The organism is Streptomyces sp. RKAG290, from assembly GCF_023701695.1.
Lineage (GTDB): Bacteria > Actinomycetota > Actinomycetes > Streptomycetales > Streptomycetaceae > Streptomyces.
This window is the reverse complement of the sequence record NZ_JAJOZC010000001.1, coordinates 4,709,501-4,727,537: the sequence shown is the minus strand read 5'-3', so window position 1 is coordinate 4,727,537 and position 18,037 is coordinate 4,709,501. Positions and strand designations below refer to the sequence as shown.

Annotated in this window: 13 protein-coding genes and 1 tRNA gene; 3 read left to right on the top strand and 11 right to left on the bottom strand. The window is 70.6% G+C overall.

The genetic code is table 11. The features are described 5' to 3' along the window. Positions 1-21 precede the first annotated feature (21 nt). From LNW71_RS20840 to LNW71_RS20830, 3 genes are all read right to left on the bottom strand, one after another. The gene (locus LNW71_RS20840) at positions 22-612 is read right to left on the bottom strand and encodes a lytic polysaccharide monooxygenase auxiliary activity family 9 protein (RefSeq protein WP_250969615.1); all 591 of its coding nucleotides are present in this window, start codon (positions 610-612) and stop codon (positions 22-24) included. A gap of 157 nt (positions 613-769) precedes the next feature. Then, positions 770-3,508, bottom strand: a complete 2,739-nt coding sequence (locus LNW71_RS20835) for an SPFH domain-containing protein (RefSeq protein WP_250969614.1) — start codon at positions 3,506-3,508, stop codon at positions 770-772. 25 nt (positions 3,509-3,533) lie between these two features. Further along, a complete protein-coding gene (locus LNW71_RS20830; RefSeq protein WP_250969613.1) occupies positions 3,534-4,904 on the bottom strand; it encodes a peptidoglycan-binding protein in 1,371 nt (456 codons plus the stop codon). Positions 4,905-5,085: 181 nt separating this feature from the next. Between LNW71_RS20830 and LNW71_RS20825 the strand changes: the two genes are divergently transcribed. The 3 genes from LNW71_RS20825 to LNW71_RS20815 all read left to right on the top strand — a co-directional run bounded on the left by LNW71_RS20825 (position 5,086) and on the right by LNW71_RS20815 (position 9,540). Beyond that, a tRNA-Lys gene (locus LNW71_RS20825) sits at positions 5,086-5,159 on the top strand. Between the two features lie 533 nt (positions 5,160-5,692). Then, positions 5,693-7,609 (top strand): glycosyltransferase, encoded by a 1,917-nt coding sequence (locus tag LNW71_RS20820; protein WP_250969612.1) that lies wholly within the window; start codon positions 5,693-5,695, stop codon positions 7,607-7,609. Further along, the gene (locus LNW71_RS20815; protein WP_250969611.1) at positions 7,606-9,540 is read left to right on the top strand and encodes a kelch motif-containing protein; all 1,935 of its coding nucleotides are present in this window, start codon (positions 7,606-7,608) and stop codon (positions 9,538-9,540) included. The genes LNW71_RS20820 and LNW71_RS20815 overlap by 4 nt, the downstream gene beginning before the upstream one ends. 99 nt (positions 9,541-9,639) lie before the next feature. Here the strand turns inward: LNW71_RS20815 and LNW71_RS20810 are convergent, their stop codons facing one another. From LNW71_RS20810 to LNW71_RS20775, 8 genes are all read right to left on the bottom strand, one after another. After that, positions 9,640-10,674 (bottom strand): glycoside hydrolase family 6 protein, encoded by a 1,035-nt coding sequence (locus LNW71_RS20810; RefSeq protein ID WP_250969610.1) that lies wholly within the window; start codon positions 10,672-10,674, stop codon positions 9,640-9,642. 516 nt (positions 10,675-11,190) lie between these two features. Further along, positions 11,191-11,922, bottom strand: a complete 732-nt coding sequence (locus tag LNW71_RS20805) for a class F sortase (RefSeq protein WP_250969609.1) — start codon at positions 11,920-11,922, stop codon at positions 11,191-11,193. A 1-nt stretch (position 11,923) separates the two neighbouring features. Beyond that, positions 11,924-12,484 carry a hypothetical protein gene (locus LNW71_RS20800; RefSeq protein ID WP_250969608.1) on the bottom strand — a complete coding sequence of 187 codons (561 nt, stop codon included), beginning with the start codon at positions 12,482-12,484 and terminating at the stop codon, positions 11,924-11,926. A 125-nt stretch (positions 12,485-12,609) separates the two neighbouring features. Then, positions 12,610-13,398 carry an HAD-IIA family hydrolase gene (locus LNW71_RS20795; protein ID WP_250969607.1) on the bottom strand — a complete coding sequence of 263 codons (789 nt, stop codon included), beginning with the start codon at positions 13,396-13,398 and terminating at the stop codon, positions 12,610-12,612. Between the two features lie 110 nt (positions 13,399-13,508). Further along, on the bottom strand, positions 13,509-14,993 hold the full coding sequence (locus tag LNW71_RS20790; protein WP_250972083.1) for an alkaline phosphatase family protein: 1,485 nt from the start codon (positions 14,991-14,993) through the stop codon (positions 13,509-13,511). 154 nt (positions 14,994-15,147) lie between these two features. Continuing rightward, the gene (locus LNW71_RS20785) at positions 15,148-16,209 is read right to left on the bottom strand and encodes a 2-aminoethylphosphonate ABC transporter substrate-binding protein (protein WP_250969606.1); all 1,062 of its coding nucleotides are present in this window, start codon (positions 16,207-16,209) and stop codon (positions 15,148-15,150) included. A 113-nt stretch (positions 16,210-16,322) separates the two neighbouring features. Then, positions 16,323-17,120 carry an ABC transporter permease subunit gene (locus LNW71_RS20780; protein WP_250969605.1) on the bottom strand — a complete coding sequence of 266 codons (798 nt, stop codon included), beginning with the start codon at positions 17,118-17,120 and terminating at the stop codon, positions 16,323-16,325. Continuing rightward, a complete protein-coding gene (locus LNW71_RS20775) occupies positions 17,107-17,991 on the bottom strand; it encodes a 2-aminoethylphosphonate ABC transporter permease subunit (RefSeq protein ID WP_374119531.1) in 885 nt (294 codons plus the stop codon). Before LNW71_RS20775 ends, LNW71_RS20780 begins: the two co-directional genes overlap by 14 nt. Between the last annotated feature and the right edge of the window lie 46 nt (positions 17,992-18,037).

Sequence of the window (18,037 nt, the reverse complement as noted above, 5' to 3'; positions counted from 1 at the left end):
CGCACGGTAACTGACTACACGTCAGAACTGAACATCCGAGCACGAGTAGAACGCGTTGGCCGTGTCCGCGATGTTCCAGACGCTCAGGATGATGTGCTTCCCGGTCTTCTGGGTGGGGATGGTGCCCTGCTGGGTCAGCGTGGCCGGGGGCTGCTGGTTGTTGTACGGCACCGTCATGAAGGGCTGGGCCTCCAGGTCGGACCGCTTGAGCGGCTTGGTGGGGTCCCAGCCGTTCTTGGTGATGTAGTAGCGGAAGTCCGTCGTGGAGTGGCGGGCGGTGAACTGCCAGCGGAAGCTGAAGCCCTGGCCTGCCGTGACCTTGGTGGCGGGCCAGTTGCCGCCACGCGGGTCGTCGAGCTGCGCGAATTCGCCGTGACCGCCGGAGCAGATCGCCCCGTCGGCGGGGCCGGCCGCCGGGAAGCCCTTGGGGCCCTCGACGCTCTGCGGCTCCCACTGGATGTTGCCGCAGCCGGTCACCGTGCCGTTGGCACAGAGTTTCTGTCGGCTGATGGGACTGTCCGTGTATCCGTGACTGCTGGCGCTGCTCGTCGCGAACATCGAGACGCCCGCTACCGCAAGGCCCACCAGGGCCGCGCCTGTCTTCTTACGCATTGCTGTCGCTCCTCGAACGTGGGGGAGGTTCCATGAGCACTGCTGCGCGCGTTGTCGTGCGGTCTAGACCAAGGCCTAGATTATTGACGGATCATGAACATGTCCAGACCAATGAGAGCCCGATTCCGGTTGCCGCGGAAGCGTCCGGCGCGAGGCCTCAGGCGCTGTCCCCACCGCTGCGTCCGGTGTAGAAGGCCACCGTCAAGTCCTTGACCAGGGACTTGCGTTCGTAGTCGTCGAGCTCCACGAGCCCTCGGGCGGTGAGCCGGTTGACGGTGTCGTCCACGGCGTCCACCACCGAAGTCAGCACGCTGTCCCGATGCTTGGCATCGATGGCCGCGATCCGGCGCCGCTGCATGGCCGCGGCCACCTCCGGCGCGTACTCGATCCCGGTCGGCTGCGCGGAGTACACCTCGATGCCGACCGGCTCGCAGTCCGCCTTCAGCATCCGGGTCAGCGCGTCCCCGACCGCCTCCGCGTTGCGCAGGGTGTGCGCGTCCTCGTGGAAGGCGTCGGCGGGCAGCTGGGACAGGACCCGCGCCATCGCGGCCTCGACCTGCTCGCGCAGGTACTCCTCGTGGTCGGCGATCCCCAGCGTCGCCCGCACGGTGTCCTTGACCCGCCACACGACGAGGACGACGACCCGCAGCGCCGTGCCGTTGGCGTCCACCGCGGGCAGGGGTTCACTGCGCCAGTGCCGCAGCCGTACGTCGATCCGCCGGCGCAGCAGCAGCGGGCTGACCCACATCAGCCCGGACCGCCGCACGCTGCCCCGGTACTGGCCGAACAGGGTCAGCACCCAGGCGTACCCGACGCGTCCACGGGTCAGGCCGCCGAGCGCGAAGAGCACCACGGTCAGCAGCAGCGCGAGCGCCGCCCAGGCGCCGAGGCCGAGGCCTTCGTAGGGCCGCGGGCCCAGCCCGAGCCGCGTCAGCACCCTGGCCGGAATCGTACCGGCCCACCACAGGACCCCGCAGGAGGCGGCGAGCCCGCCCAGTCCGGTGAGCAGCGCGACCCAGCCGGGCAGCGCGGGGCCGGGCCGTTCGTGGAGCCGCGGGTCGGCGACCGGCGCGGGCCGGGTCGAGGGCCGAACCTGCGGTGACCGCGGCACCGGCGGGCGCCTGACACCGGCCGTCTGCTCGCCCCCGACTGCGCGTCGCACGACGGCGGCGGGCAGCGCTGCGGCGTCCGTGGCGACCTCGGGGTCGTCGCGGAAGAGCAGGTGGACGGGGATGGAGGCGGTGCGCTCGTTGGCGATGACCGAGTGGTGCCGGCCGGTGTCCACCCGCACATCGGTGCGGATTTCGCCGGTGTCGGCCTCGTCGAACGCGAGCGAGAGGGACGGACCGGCGTCCCGGCGTCCCGCGGCGGAGCCGGGCCCGGGGACGATTCCCGGGCCGGGAGCGTCGTCCCGCTCGGGGAAGAACGGCTCCGCCTCCGCGGCCGGCTGCCACGAGCCGGTGTCGGAGGGGTCCGGGGTCTCGGGGCTTTCCGGGGTCTCGGGGCTCTCCAGGGTCTCCGGGGTCGCCGAGGCAGTCGCGCGTGTGCTGGCCCCGGTCGCCTTCAGGAGGAGTACACCGGCCTCTGGTGCCACCGCACGCGCCGCCGCCTCCGAGCCACGCCCGGCGGCCGTATCCGCGTCCCGCACACGGGAAGCCGCGCCGATCTCCGCGCCGACGGCTGCCGCTTCGGCGTCCGGCTCGCGGGAGGCCGCACCGGAATCCGGCCAGCCGCCGGCCACATCGACATCGGGCACACGGGAGGCCGTAACGGATTCCGGCCAGTAGCCGTCGTCCGCATCGCGCGCCGGCGCACCGGAAGCCGCGCCGAACTCCGCCCCGAAGTCGGCCACCTCGACATCCGGCCCACGGGAGACCGCACGGGACTGCGGCCAGACACCGGCCCCATCAGCATCCGGCGCACCGGAAGCCGCACCGAACTCCGGCCCGGAGGCGGTCGCCGCACCCCCCTCCCTGGCGGGAGCGGGCAGCGGGTCCGCGTCGCTCGGCCCACCGCGGTGGACCGGAGCACCGACTACGGGTTCGACACCCGAGCGAAACCGCTCCGGCTCCGGCACCGGCGCCGTGGGCGAAACCGATACCGACGCCGAGGTCGCACCGTAGGCCGAGCCCGCGCGTCCGCCCTCACCCGGCACCAGGTCGAGTACGAGATCCACCACGGAGTCCGGCTCGGACCGCGCCCCCGCACGGACCACGGAGTCCGACTCGGAACGTGCCCCACGGACCACGAAGTCCGGCTCGGAACGTGCCGCCGCACCGACCACGGAGTCCGGCTCGGGCCGTGCCACCGCACCGACCACGGAGTCCGGCTCGGGCCGTGCCATCGCATCGACCACGGAGTCCGCCCTGGACCCCGCCACCCGGCCCGTCCCGGAGTCCACTCCGGACCATGCCACCGGGTCCGCCCCGTCAGCTGCCCCCGGGGCCATCCCGGAGCCCGCCCCGGTCAAGGCCACCGGGTCCGCCCCGTCAGCCGACCCCGGGTCCACCCAGGAGTCCGCCCCGGACCGGGCCACCGGGGCCACCGGGGCCACCGGGGCCACCGGGGCCTCGGACCACACCACCGGTTCGCGTTCGCTCCCCGCTCCCGGCCCCGGGCCGACCCCTTCGGCCGGCCCCGAACCGAACGCGTCAACCGCCCCCGCGGCATCCGCACCCACACCCGGCGTGCCGCCCGATGCCGCCCGCTCCCCCGCCGCGGCCCAGGCGTCCGTGACCCGTCCCGCTCCGTCCGGTCCCACCCACTCGCGCACCGGGACCGCCCCGTACCTCTCCTCTCCGTACTCCGGCTTCCGCCCGTACTCCGGGTTCCGCCCGTACTCCGGGTTCTCCCCGTACTCCGGGTTACCGGAGCTGTCCGACACCGTGGATCGCATTCCCGCCTCCGTCATGTGCTTCGTGTCACGCGAAGAGTCGCCGCCAGGTCTCCGGACCCGGATAGCCGTCGGCCTCCGTGCCCCGCCAGCCCTGAGCCTTCTGGAAGGCCTCGACATTGCGCCGGTCCGCCTCGGTCCACCGGGGTCCGGGGCCCGACAGGTAGTACTTGCCGTATCCCTTCTTCACCAACTGTTTGCCGAGCCTGTCGACATGGCTGTTGGACTGACCCGACCGGAAATAGCCGCGGCCGGGGAAGGCGGGCACCGCGGTCGAGCCGCCCTGGCCGGTCGCGCCCGCCGCCGGGATGTCATGGCCGGTCCCCTTCACCAGCAGGCTCCAGGTGTCGGGCCCGGGGATGCCGTCGGCCTCCTTGCCCTTCCAGCCCTGGGCCTGCTGGAACGCCTGGGTCGCCAGCCGGTCGGCGCTGCTCCAGGCGGGGCCGGGCCCGACCTTGTAGAAGCGCTTGCCGCCCCGCCCGACGAGCAGCTTGCCGAGCTGGGTGACGTAGGCGTTGTTCGCGCCGGGGCCGAACTTCCCGGCGCCCGGGAAGGCCGTCGTCGTCGAGCCGCTGCCGCCGGCTCCGGCGGTCAGCCCCTTGTAGCGGTACGCGACGTAGTTGCCCGAGTTGGTCCAGTACGCCATGGGCGTCGTCTGCTTGCGGGTGTGCGGCGAGGTCTGCTCGTACGCCGTGTAATGGGTGTGCGTGTAGTCGGTCCAGCCGCCGAAGATCGTGACGTGCGAGCCCTTGGTGGGGTCGGCCGGGTTGTGGAAGAGCAGGATGTCGCCGGGCTGCAGCTCCTCCCGGGCGATCCGTGTCCCGTACGCGGCGAGGCTGCCGGTCCACTCGTTGCCGGCCAGGTTCCAGGCCATCGACACATAGCCGGAGCAGTCCTGCCGGTACCCGTCCGACCAGTACTTGCTCATGCTGTAGGGGACCTGCGCGGTGACCCACTTCTTCGCGCGGTTGATGATGTCGGCCCGGCTGGTCGTGCGCAGCGCGGGCGTGCTGGTCCCGGAGTCCGACGAGCCCGAGGCGCCCGCGCCCTGCAACGGGCCCGGGCCGCCCTGCGGACTCTCCGGACCCGGATCGGCCGGATCGGCCGCGTCCTGCGGATCGTCCGGGAACGGAGCCGCAGGCGCGGCCGCGCCCGGCACCGGGGCCGGATCGGTCCCCGGGGCGGGGTCGGCCGCCACGCCAGCCGCCTCGGCCAGGCCGGCGCTCAGCACCACTCCGGCAGCGGTGACCAGCACCAGCGCGCGCCGCGCGCCGTGTGCGGCCGGATGTCCTCCCAGCCGCGTCGGCAGTCCCGCGGCCGCGGCCCGCCGTTGTGCGGCGCACCCCCCGCAGGCGCAGTCAACGGCGGGTACGTAGTCCTCGAAGGCCGGCACAGTCATGCGATTCCTCCGCGTCGTCAAGATCTTTGGGCGCACCTGTACGGGCGTCAGTGTCTTAACTCTCCTGACATAACGCATTTTGACGGATAGAAGGGAAAAAACGACCATCCGACAGGCCGTGCGGGCGGGGAAATGGTCTGGAGCACCGCCGCGTATCGGGTAGAGTTCTCCAGGTCAGCAGGCGCCGCTAGCTCAGTTGGTTAGAGCAGCTGACTCTTAATCAGCGGGTCCGGGGTTCGAGTCCCTGGCGGCGCACGCAGAGTCAAGACCCCCTCACCACGCGTGAGGGGTCTTGTTCGTTTCCCGCACCCTTCGCGCGAGGGGCGCACAGCAAACGCCTTGCCGGTGCAAAGCACGCCGCGATCCTGGCGGACAGTCATCACACTGTCACCCAGAGGCGCGAGAGCTGGCGACGCGCCCCCCAATACGCCTCCACGTCACCCTTTCGCAAGAGCCCCCCAAATCGCGCGTATGAGCGGTTAACCACCTGTTTCACCCTTGCGATCGAGGCCGGGGTCGGCCAACCTGTCGGGGACCGTCGGCACCAACCAGGCCGACGCCCCGTGCAGTTGGGGGCATTGCGGGGATATTCCGGTTGTGTCCGACGCGAGGTGGGGGCCTCGTGCATGAGCAAATGCCGAGCAGGCATCATGCAACCGGAAGGGCGCCATTCATGTCTCAGGAAGGGTGACCCGCCACTGAGCCGTCGGTCGCGTTCCAGGGGGAACACGCGGCGGGCGAAAGGACCGACCGACCACGCGGCACGGCTGCGTGCAGGGGGATGACCCATGACGTCGACGCCGCCAGGCGCCCGGCAGAACAACGACGACAGTTCCCGGACCACGCAGCTTCGGATACCCCCGCAGCTCCGGGCCGGGGGACACCGGCGGCGACCGAAGAAAGCGCTGCCACGCTACGACTACGAGCACTACAGCCGGCTGGCCGGGCCACTGACCCAGCCCGATCCCGCCAAGCCGTACACCGTGCAGTACCGCTCGCTCCTCTCCCAGGAGCCGCACCGGATACGCGCGGCGCTCCTGCTGGGGGCCGCACCGCTCGTCTCGCTCGGCCTGTTCGCCTGGCTGATGCAGCCCGAGCACTGGACACAGCGCGACCCGAACCTCAAGAACGACACGCTGCTGATCCTCGACATCGTGATGCTGGTCTCGATCGGTCTGATCGAGCTCTTCCGCACCATGAACGTCCTCTCCAACGCGCACGCCACCCTGGTAGCGCGCGACCCGGTCCCGGTCGTGCCGGAGACCGGCACCAGGGTCGCCTTCCTCACCTCCTTCGTTCCGGGCAAGGAACCCCTGGAGATGGTGACGAAGACGCTGGAGGCCGCCGTCCGCATCCGCCACCGCGGCCTGATGCACGTCTGGCTGCTCGACGAGGGCGACGACCCGGCCGTGAAGGAGGTCTGCCGGCGGCTGGGGGTGCACCACTTCTCCCGCAAGGGGGTGGCGCACTGGAACCAGGCCAAGGGCCCGCACCGCGCGAAGACCAAGCACGGCAACTACAACGCCTGGCTCGACGCGCACGGTGACGCGTACGACTTCTTCGCCTCGGTCGACACCGACCACGTGCCGATGCCCAACTACCTGGAGCGGATGCTCGGCTACTTCCGCGACCCGGACGTCGGCTTCGTCATCGGCCCGCAGGTCTACGGCAACTACGACACCTTCGTCACCAAGGCCGCCGAGTCGCAGCAGTTCCTCTTCCACGCGCTGATCCAGCGCGCGGGCAACCGCTACGGCGCCCCGATGTTCGTCGGCACCAGCAACGCGGTACGGATCTCGGCCCTCAAGCAGATCGGCGGTCTGTACGACTCGATCACCGAGGACATGGCGACCGGCTTCGAGATGCACCGCGCCCGCAACCCGCGCACCGGCCGCAAGTGGCGCTCCGTGTACACCCCGGACGTGCTGGCCGTGGGCGAGGGCCCGACCGCGTGGACCGACTTCTTCACCCAGCAGCTGCGCTGGTCGCGCGGGACCTACGAGACGATCCTCAAGCAGTACTGGAAGGGCTTCTACTCACTGCCCGTGGGCAAGCTCTTCAACTACACGATGATGATCATCTTCTACCCGATGTCCGCCATGAACTGGATCCTCGCGGCACTGAGTTGCGCGCTGTTCCTGGGGATGGGCGCCTCGGGTGTGCAGATCGACCCGACCGTCTGGATGATGCTGTACGGCAACGCCTCCGCGCTCCAGATCGGCCTCTACATCTGGAACCGCCGGCACAACGTCTCGCCGCACGAGCCCGAGGGTTCCGGCGGTCTGGCCGGGATGGTGATGTCCGCGCTGTCCGCGCCGATCTACGCACGCTCCCTGATGGACGCCGTACTGCGCCGCAAGAGCTCCTTCGTGGTCACGCCCAAGGGCGACTCCTCCAGCCCGGACACCCTCTTCGGGACCTTCCGCATCCACCTCTTCTTCATCCTGGTCTTCGGCGGGTCGATCGTGGCCTCGTTCGTGCTCGGCCACAGCCATCCGGCGATGCTGACCTGGGCCGCACTGGCGCTGCTGATCACCGCGGCGCCGGTCTTCGGCTGGCGGTACACCGTGCGGGCGGAGAAGAAGAAGCGGCGCGCGGGGCCGCCGCCACCGAGCGGCCCGCCCGCCCACGCCCAGCAGGAGCAGCCCCACTGGGCCGGCAACGAACAGACCATGCAGATCGCCCTTGGGGGACGTAAAGAATGAAGTACCGTCCGAGCCGCCGTACCCGCCGCATGGCGATCAGTACGGCGGTGGTTCTCGCGCTCGCGGGAGCGAACGGGCCGTGGCTGTACCGCTTCAGCACCGAGCGCTACCACAACTACAAGATCAACCAGGCCGGCTACAAGGCCGCCAACGGCCACTGGGACTTCCTGGACGTACCCGCCGAGTTCCGGATCAACACCATCCACGCGGCGCTCCTGCACACCGGCAAGGTGCTGCTCGTCGCGGGCTCGGGCAACAACCAGAAGAACTTCGACGCGAAGAGCTTCAGGTCGGTGCTGTGGGACCCGGAGACCAACGGGTTCAAGAACATACCCACGCCCAAGGACATGTTCTGCTCCGGTCACACCCAACTGCCCGACGGCAAACTGCTCATAGCCGGCGGTACGAAGCAGTACGAGAAGCTCAAGGGCGACGTCACCAAGGCGGGCGGCCTGATGATCGTCCACAACGAGGACCCGGACAAGCCGATCACGCTCCCGGCGGGCACCCGGTTCACCGGTAAGGCCAACGGCAAGACCTTCGTCACCAAGGACCCGGTGCTGGTGGAGAAGGCCAAGAAGGTGTTCGACAAGAACACCGGCGCGTTCCTGCGCAACGACCCCGGGCTCGGCCGGATCTACGTCGAGGCCCAGAAGTCCGGCACGAAGCACGAGACGGGCGCCGAGGACAACTACCGGATAGCGGGCCTGTCCGGGTCCGACACCCGCAACGTCTACGGGATCGCCCAGAAGCTCGCGCTCGACAAGAAGGACTTCCAGGGCATCCGGGAGGCCTACGAGTTCGACCCGGTGGCGGAGAAGTACATCACCGTCGACCCGATGAACGAGGCCCGCTGGTACCCGACGCTGACCACGCTCAAGGACGGCAAGGTCCTCGCCCTGTCCGGGCTGGACGAGATCGGGCAGATCGTGCCCGGCAAGGACGAGGTCTACGACCCGAAGACCAAGAAGTGGGAGTACACCGGCATCATCCGGAAGTTCCCCACCTACCCGGCGGTCTTCCTCCTCGACGACGGCAAGCTCTTCTACTCCGGCTCGAACGCGGGCTACGGCCCCGCCACCGTCGGCCGTGCCCCCGGCGTCTGGGACCTGGCGACGAACAAGTTCGTCAAGATCCCCGGACTGAGCGACCCGGACCAGATGGAGACGTCGGCGACGGTGCGGCTGCCCCCGGCCCAGGACGAGAAGTTCATGGTGATCGGCGGCGGCGGCGTCGGTGAGTCCGACAAGTCCAGCGAGAAGTCCCGGCTGGTCGACCTCAAGGACCCCGACCCCGAGTTCAAGGACGGCGCCTCCCTCGACGAGGGCACCCGCTACCCGAGCGCCTCCCTGCTCCCCGACGACTCCCTGCTGGTCACCGGCGGCTCCGACGACTACCGGGGCCGTGGCGGGTCCGACGTCCTCCAGGCCCGGCTGTACGACGCCGGGTCGGACACGTACAAGCGGGTCGCCGATCCGGCGGTGGGACGCAACTACCACTCGGGGTCCGTACTGCTGCCGGACGGCCGGGTCATGATCTTCGGCTCCGACTCGCTCTACTCCGACAAGGCGAACACCCGGCCCGGCGTCTTCGAGCAGCGGATCGAGATCTACACCCCGCCCTACCTGTACCGCGACTCACGTCCCGAGCTGACCGCCGGGCCGAAGCGCATCGAGCGCGGCGGCACGGCGGTGTTCACCACCAACCAGGCCTCGACGATCAAGTCGGCGAAGCTGATGCGCCCGAGCGCCGTCACCCACGTCACGGACACGGACCAGCGCTCGGTGGCGCTGGACCTGAAGAGGACGGACGGCGGGATCTCGGTGACGGTGCCGAAGAACCGGGCGCTGGTGCCGTCGGGCTGGTACATGCTCTTCGTCACGGACGACAAGGGCACGCCGTCCGAGGGAACGTGGGTGGAGGTGCCGTAGGGCCTCTCGTTCGGATCATGCCGGGCTCGCATGCCCGGCATGATCCGAACGAAAGAAAGACCCTGGCCGCCCTGCGCGGCACCACGCAGGGCGCTCGTCCTACTTGGTGCCGCGGGCCAGGCCCAGCGCGTACTCCGGCCACCACGCGCCCGCCTTCGGGCCGCCCCGGCAATCGCCGTCGGACTCCCCCGGCCGCTTGATCCAGAGGTACGCGTCGACCAGCTCGTCGCCCGTGGACGTCGTCGGTGTCTCGCCGAGGGCCCGTCCCGGCGGATTGCACCAGGTCTTTTCCGGATCGCCGCCGGTGTACGGGCCGTTGCCGTTGCGGCTGGTGTCGATCACGAACGGCTTGTTGCCGACCTTCGCGGACAGGCGCTTGCCGAAGTCCTTGCTGACCGCGGTCGTCTGGAAGTTGGAGGTGTTGACCGCGAACCCGTCGGCCGCGCCGATGCCCGCCTGCTCCAGGGGCTGGAACAGGGCGTCCGGCGTGTGCCAGCCGGCGTTGCCCGCGTCCAGGTAGACCTTGGTGCCCGGCAGCTGCTTGAGCCGCTCCACCGCCCCCTTGAGCAGGTCGAAGCGCTCCTCGTGGAATTCCTGCGGGGTACACCCGTCGACCAGGTGCAGCACCGCGTCCGGTTCCAGGATCACGGTGGCGCCGCGGTCACCGATGCCCTTGGCGACGCCTTCCAGCCAGGTGCGGTACGCGTTGCCGTCGGCGGCGCCGCCCTTGGAGAACTGCCCGCAGTCGCGGTGCGGGATGTTGTAGAGGACCAGCAGCGCCTCGCGGTCGGCCTTCGCGGCGGCCTCCGTGAAGCCCTTCGCCTCGGCCTCCGGATTGTCCGGGCCGATCCACTCGCCGACCGGCTGCTCGGCGATCCTGCGGATCAGCCCGGCGTTCTTGCCGTCGTCGTCCTCGGTGTACCGGGCGACCTGCTCGGCGGCGTTCCCGTCGGGGTTGACCCAGTACGGATCACTGCCCTTGGGCTGCTGGCCGACGGCCGCGGGGTTCTTCCCCGCGGCGCCGGACCCCTCGCCGTCGCCGTCGCCGGAAGAGGAACATGCCGCGAGCAGCAGCGCGGCGCCGACCGCGACCGCTCCCCGCATGCCGAACCGGCCGTAGTGACTGCCGTACATCCACTCCCCTCGGGTGCGACGGCGGTGCACTGTCGCATCGCCGTCCATCCTGGCACAGGGCCCGGGTGCCGCCCGGCCCCTCACCACTTCACCGAAGTGCCGTTACGGCGGGTTCGCGACGCTCTGCCCGGCTTCGCCGCTCGCGGAGGGTGACCGGTTATCGACGTACCGTCAGAAATGGCTTGGGCGCGCGGAGTTCTCCGCCCTACAGTGGGCGAGGGACTGTCCGGCCCGACCCCCGGACGGGTCCCGGCGGCGAACCCGGCCGCCCTCGACCTCCCGTGTCCGCGCGGGCCACTCCCGCGGCCCGCGCCCCGCGGTCGGAGGACCGGCCCGGCCCGGCACCCGGAGAACCGGGCAGCCGCGCCGGGCCGCGTACCGCGCCATCCGGGCCGGACCTGCTCGCGATCCGGCAGGTGGGACGGCAGAACGGCCAGGCGCGCCGACCCCGTCGGTGCGGCTGCCGAACAGCCAGGTGCGCCGGACCCCGCTGGTGCGGGGGCCGGCGCCGAGGGGTCAGGTGCCGCTCCTGGCACCCGCCTTCACGTTCACCTTGCCGCCTGTCTCCTGCGCCGCCTTCTGCGCCGACTTCTCGCCGGTCAGGTACGCGGAGACGACCACGTTCGCGGTGTACGAGTGCGAGGCACGGTCGTAGGTGCCACCGCAGGTGATCAGCCGGAGCTCCGCCCGGCCGTCCTTGCGGGGGCCGTACGCCTTCTGGGCGTTGAAGCGTTCGCGGGTGAACACCTGGACGTCGTCGATGGTGAATTCGGCGATCGTGCCGTCGGTACGGGTCACCTCGACCTTGGCGCCGGGGCGGGCCGCGCTGAGCCCGTAGAAGACGGCGGGTTTGGTCTCGGTGTCGACATGGCCGACGAAGAGGGCCGGCCCCTTGGCGCCGGGCTCGGTGCCGCTGCCGAACCAGCCGACCGTCTGGGGCGTGTCGAAGGACGGCGGCTCGATCGCCCCGTCCTCGTCCAGGCCCCGGGAGACGACGGGGGCCTGGATCCCTATCGACGGGATCTCGACGCGCGCCGGTGTCACGCCCTTGATCGGGTCGTGTGCCGGGGGCAGCGGTACGCCGAGCGGGCGCCCGACCGCGGCGACGTCCCCGGTGGTCGGGGCGGAGCCGATGCCGGAGCCGTCGGTGAGGCCGCGGCCCCAGAGCCACAGGCCCAGCAGGATCACGGCCCAGGCCACTCCGGTGAGCAGCCTGCCGTGCCCCGCCGAGTGTTCCGAGGAGGACATGTCAGTCGGTGGCCGGGCTGCGGCGGCGCACGCTGCGGAAGGCGACCGCGACGGCGGCGACGGCGGCCAGGGCGAGGCCGATCACCGCGTGGACGGTGCCGGGGCCCTCCTGGTGGGCGGCCTGGTCGGCGAGCACGGCGGTGCCGCCGCCGCCCGCGCGGACCGGGGCGAGGGGCATGGGCCGGCTGCGGTGGACGACGGTGACGACGGCGGACACCTTGGTGTGCTTGTCGCCCTTGCAGACGACCTCGACGTCGTATTCGCCGGGCTCGGCGTCGGAGCGGATCCGCGCCTCGGCGAAGAGCGTCCGGTCGTCACCGGGCGAGAAGCGCGCCTCGGAGACGAACGCGTCGGAGTTGCCCTTGGCCTCCTTGCCCTTGCAGCCGTCGACCTCCAGGTCGACCTCACCGCCCGGGGCGATGGAGGACGGGGAGACCGAGAGGGTGGCCCGGGACCGTGAGTCCTCGTGGTCGGAGTCGGAGTTGGCCAGTGCAACGGAAGCGGGCATCAGGGTCACCGCAACCACTGCGGCGGCACAGAACGTGAGGGGTATTGAACGCATCGTGAACCTCCTTATGGAAGGTTCACGCGTGCGGCGGCTTTCCGCATCCGCAGGACCTCCGGCACTGGGCCGGTGGAGTGGGGAAGCCTCCGCGCCCTGAGCGCTCCCCCACCCGGGATCCGGCGTCAGCCCAGGTCGACGAGGTCCACCAGGTCGGCGATCGACTCGACGACGGTGGACGGCCGGAACGGGTACTTGTCGATGTCCGCGACCGAGGTGAGCCCGGTGAGCACCAGGAACGTCTGCATGCCCGCCTCCAGGCCGGCCAGCACGTCGGTGTCCATCCGGTCGCCGATCATGGCACTGGACTCGGAGTGGGCGCCGATCGCGTTGAGCCCGGTGCGCATCATCAGCGGGTTGGGCTTGCCGGCGAAGTACGGGGCCTTGCCGGTGGCCTTGGTGATGAGGGCGGCGACGGAGCCGGTGGCGGGCAGCGGGCCCTCGGCGGAGGGGCCGGTCTCGTCGGGGTTGGTGCAGATGAAGCGGGCCCCGCCGTTGATCAGCCGGATCGCCTTGGTGAGCGCCTCGAAGGAGTACGTGCGGGTCTCGCCGAGTACGACGTAGTCGGGCTCGTGGTCGGTGAGGACGTAACCGATGTCGTGCAGCGCGGTGGTCAGTCCGGCCTCGCCGATGACGTACGCCGTGCCGCCGGGCCGCTGGTCGTCCAGGAACTGGGCGGTGGCGAGCGCGGAGGTCCAGATGTTCTCGACCGGCACGTCGAGGCCCATGCGCTTCAGCCGGGCGTGCAGGTCGCGCGCGGTGTAGATCGAGTTGTTGGTGAGGACCAGGAAGGGCAGCCCTGATTCCCGCAGCCGCTTGATGAAGGCATCCGCGCCGGGGATCGGCGTCCCCTCGTGGATGAGGACTCCGTCCATGTCGGTGAGCCAGGACGAGATCGGCTTGCGCTCTGCCATGCGGGACTCCTGATTGCCGTACGCCGGGTGCGGGGACGCCGGCGGCACCGCGTTGTGCAGCGCCGACGTCCCCGATTTTAGAGGGTCCGGCAAAGGGGGGCGGCGTCGGATCAGCCCGACGTGATCCTCACCCCGTCGACCGCCCAGAACCAGTTGTTGCCCCCGGTGTACCGGAACCGCACCTGGGCGGTGGTGGCTCCGGCCGGGACCTGGAGGGCGAGCGATTCGGCCTTCGAGACGGTGTCCGAGGTGTACGTCTTCACCGTGACGGGCGTGCCGCCGTTGTAGGAGACGAGTACCTCGCCCTTCTGCGGGGCCTCCTGGCGGTAGTGGCTGGTGTAGGCGAGCGTGGCGGTGCGGCCGCCGGTAACGGGCCAGGCGGGGCTGACCAGGGTGGAGTCGAAGGTCCCCGCGTAGCTCTTGTCGACCCACTCGTCGCCGTCGGCGACCGCGAAGACGTTGCGGGCCCGGACGTTGGTCTCGCGCCACTGGCCGCGCTCGGCGGAGGTCCAGAACTCGTCCGTGGTGAAGGCCCAGCCGCGCCACTCGGTGACGCCGCCGGTGCCCATCGCACTGTTGTCGACGGTCCATCCGGCCGGCGGGGTGTGGGTGAAGCCGACGACCGCGCCGCCGATACCCGTCTCGTCGCCCCGGGTCCGCAGCTGCGGGCGCAGGGCGTCGAAGGCGTCGGGCACCGGCTGCTGGAAGGGCCGCCCGTCCAGGCCCCAGGCCGGGTCGACGGCGATGCCCAGGTGGGCGAGGGCGGAGACGGCGACGTCCGGCATCTTGATGTCGTACCGGGTGGAGCCCGCGGTGGCTGAGCCGCCGCTCGCGATGAGGAAGGTCTGCCGCTCGGCCGCACTGGCTCCGCCGTGGCCGCCGGCGTCGGTGTGGCCGTGGTCGGCGGTGATCATGATGAGCCAGTCCTCGGAGCCGTAGCCGGCCCGGCCCCGCACCGCTGCCACCAGCTGGCCCACCTGGGCGTCCACGCCGTGGATCGCGTCCAGGTACTGCGTGCTCGCCGCGCCGTAGCTGTGCCCCGCGTGGTCGACGTTGTCGAGGTGTACGAAGACCGCGTCCCGGTTGCCGCCGGCCAGCTCGGCGGCGGCCCTGCTCGTGGTGCCCGTGTCGTACTCCGCCTCCGGAGTGGAGACGCGGGTGTCGACCTTCGCGGAGAAGATCGTGTCGGTGACCGGATTCCAGGAGGCCACGGCGTACGTCGAGAGGCCGGGCTTCGCGGTCTCGATCCGCGTGAGGAAGTCGGGGTACTGCGCGAAGGCGTGGCCGGTGAAGGCGTTGTCCTTGACGTGGTGCTTGTCGGGCCAGACGCCGGTGATGATCGTGGACCAGCCGGGACCGGACAGCGTGGGTGCCATCGGGTCGGCGTAGAGCGGGCTCACGGAGGTGAGGCCGGACGCCATCAGCGCGTCGAGGTGGGGCGCGTCCGCGTCCCGGATCCTGTTCAGCAACGCACCGTCCAGGCCGATGACCAGGACCTTGGGCGTACGGGCGGCGGCGCGGGCCGTGGTGGTGGCGGCGAGCGGTGCCGCGGCGGCGAGGGCGGCGGCGCTCATGAGGAGAGTGCGGCGGGACATGCCTGTGGTCACAGGTTCCTCCGTCGGATGAATGCGGGGAGCACGTTCAACTCCCCCTTGCCGGAATGGGTGTTGCGATTCGGACTAGACCCGTTATCTTTCCGCGACATTGCCTCGGTGGTCCAGACCCCCGAGGTGAATCGTCCGGCAACGGTCAGCTGCCGGTGGCCGACTTCCACGCGTCCACGTACGAGTCGAGGTTGGCCGCGATGTCCGACCAGTCCGGCTCGAAGACCTCGACCCCGTCCATCAGCTTCGTCAGCGCGACGGCGTTGGCGTCGCGCGCCTCGACGTCCTTGCGGGCGGCGAAGCCGCCGCCCACCGCGCTGACGTCCTTCTGGGCCTTTTCGGCGAGCATGAAGTCGAGCAGCTTCTTGCCGTTGGCGCTGTGCGGCGCCTTGCTGACGAGCCCGGCCGCGTACGGCAGCGCGAACGTGGTGGGCTTGCCGCCGGCCTTCGCCGGGAACCAGATGCCGAGGTTCGGCATGTCCTTGGACTGCGCGTAGTTCATCTGGACGTCGCCGTTCGCGGCGAGGAGTTCGCCCTTGTCGACCTTCGGGGCGAGCTTGCCGGTGGAGGCGGACGGGCCGACGTTGTTGGACTGGAGCTTCTTCAGGTACGCCATGGCCGGCTCCTTGCCGCCGAAGTCGTGCATGGCCTTGATGAGCACGGCCGTGCCGTCGCCGGCGACCCCGGGGGTGGAGTACTGGATCTTGTCCTTGAACCTCGCGCCGAGCAGTTCCTCCCAGGTGGCGGGCGGGGTCTTCAGCTCCTTCTGGTTGTGGACGAAGCCGAAGTAGTTGTTGACGACCGAGGTCCACTTGCCGTCGGACGCCTTGTCGGCGCTCTCCACCTGGTCGGAGCCGGCCGGTTCGTACGCCTGGAGCAGGCCCTTGGAGTCCGCCTGCTGGATGAACGGCGGGAGGGTGATCAGCACATCCGCCTGGGTGTTGGACTTCTCGCGGACGGCGCGCTGCACCATCTCGCCGGAGCCGCCCTCCACGTACTCGACCTTGATGCCGGTCTTCTTCTCGAAGTCCTGGAAGACCTTGTCGTACCAGCCGTCGCCGTTCTCGCCCTTGAGGCCGTCGGCGCTGTAGACGGTGACGACCTTCTCGTCGGAGGCGGCGGACGAGCCGCCGCAGGCGGAGAGGGACGCGGTGAGGGCGAGCGCGCCGGTCACGGCGGCTAGGGGCTTGAGGTGGTTCTTGCGCATGGCGGTCGTCTCTCCTGGGAGTCGGCCGGATGCCGGCCGGAGTTCGTCACGGGGTGGTGCACGGGTTCTCGTACGGGGTCTCGCACGAGGGCAGTTCGGGGTCGTACGGGGTGTCAGCGGTAGGAGGCCCTGGTGCGGATGCGGGAGACCCCGAACAGCACGAGCAGGGTCGCCGCCATCAGGACCACGGCGACGGCGGCTCCGGTGAAGAGCGATCCGCGGTCCGTGGCCGCGAAGATCTGCACGGGCAGGGGCGTCCAGTCCGGCGGGTAGAGCATCATCGTGGCGCTCAGCTCGCCCATGGACAGGGCGAAGCAGAGCCCGGCGGCCGCCGTGAGCGACGGCAGCAGGAGCGGCAGTCTGATCCGCCACAGGACGTAGGACGGCCGGGCACCGAGGCTGGCGGCCGCCTGTTCGTACATCGGGTCCAGACGCAGTGTCGCGGCCGAGACCGACGAGTAGGCGAACGCCGTGACAAGAACGGTGTGCGCCAGGATCACGATCCAGCGCGTTCCGTTGAGCAGCACCGGCGGCTTGCTGAAGGCGACGAGCACGGCGAGCCCGACGACGACCGACGGCACGGCGACCGGCAGCATGAACAGCGCGTCGAACAACCGCTTGCCGCGGCGGCCCAGCCGGGCGGCGGCGAGCGCCGCCCAGGAGCCGATGACCAGGGCGGCCAGACTGGCGGTGACGGCGGTGGTCAGGCTGGTGGTGAGTGCCTGGAGGGAGTCACCCGCCGTGGCGGCGTCGTAGTGCTCCAGGGTCGGCCCGGAGGGCAGCGCACCGGACCAGTTCGTGGCGAACGAGGCCGCGAGGATGACCAGCAGCGGCACCGCGAACAGCGGGACGAAGAGCAGGAGGAAGACGGCCCAGGTGGCCCACTTCCCGGTACGGCTATGCACCAGCACGGCGGCTCACCACCCGGTACAGGCTGTAGAGGCCGACGGAGATCGCGATGTTGACTACGGCGACGACGCAGGCGGCCGGGTAGTCGGATTCCAGGATGGCCTTGCTGTAGACGAGCATCGGCAGGGTGGTGACCCCTTTCGCGCCGGTGAACAGGACGATGCCGAACTCGTTGAGGCACATCACCAGGACGAGGCTGCCGCCCGCCGCGAGCGCCGGGAGCGCCTCGGGGAGGATCACCTGCCGCACGATCCGGCCCGGCCCGGCGCCCAGCGAGGACGCCACTTCGAGCTGTGCGGTGTCGAGCTGGGAGAAGGCGGCCAGCAGGGGGCGCATCACGAACGGGGTGAAGTAGGTGATCTCGGCGAGGAGCACACCCCACGGCGTGGTGAGGAAGTGGAAGGGCCCGTCGGCCGCCCCGGTGACGCCGGTCCAGAGACCGTTGGCCATGCCGGCGTTGCCGTAGACGAACAGCAGGGCGAGCGTGATCAGGAAGGACGGGAAGGAGAGGAAGACGTCGACGAACCGGGCGACGGCCTTGCCGCCGGGGAACGGCACGAAGGCGATGACCATGGCGAGGACGAAGCCGAGAACGAGACATCCGGCCGTCGAACCGGCCGCGAGCCAGACAGTGGTGGTGAGCGCCGACCGGAAGGACGCGGAGGCGAACACGTCGGCGTACGGAGCGAACGAGGTGCCGCCCTCGTCGGGGCTGAAGGACTGCTGGACGACGAGGAGCAGCGGGTAGAGGAAGACGACCGCGAGCACGGCGACGGGCGGCAGGGCCCAGACCGTCGTGGGTATTCGTTCCACGAGGGCGAGTGGGGTCTCCCCCGGTCGAGCGGGACCGAGAGCTCGGGGATGGGTGGGCACGGCCCCCGGTGCCGGGCGCCGGCGCGTGAGCGGTGCGCTGGGGTCA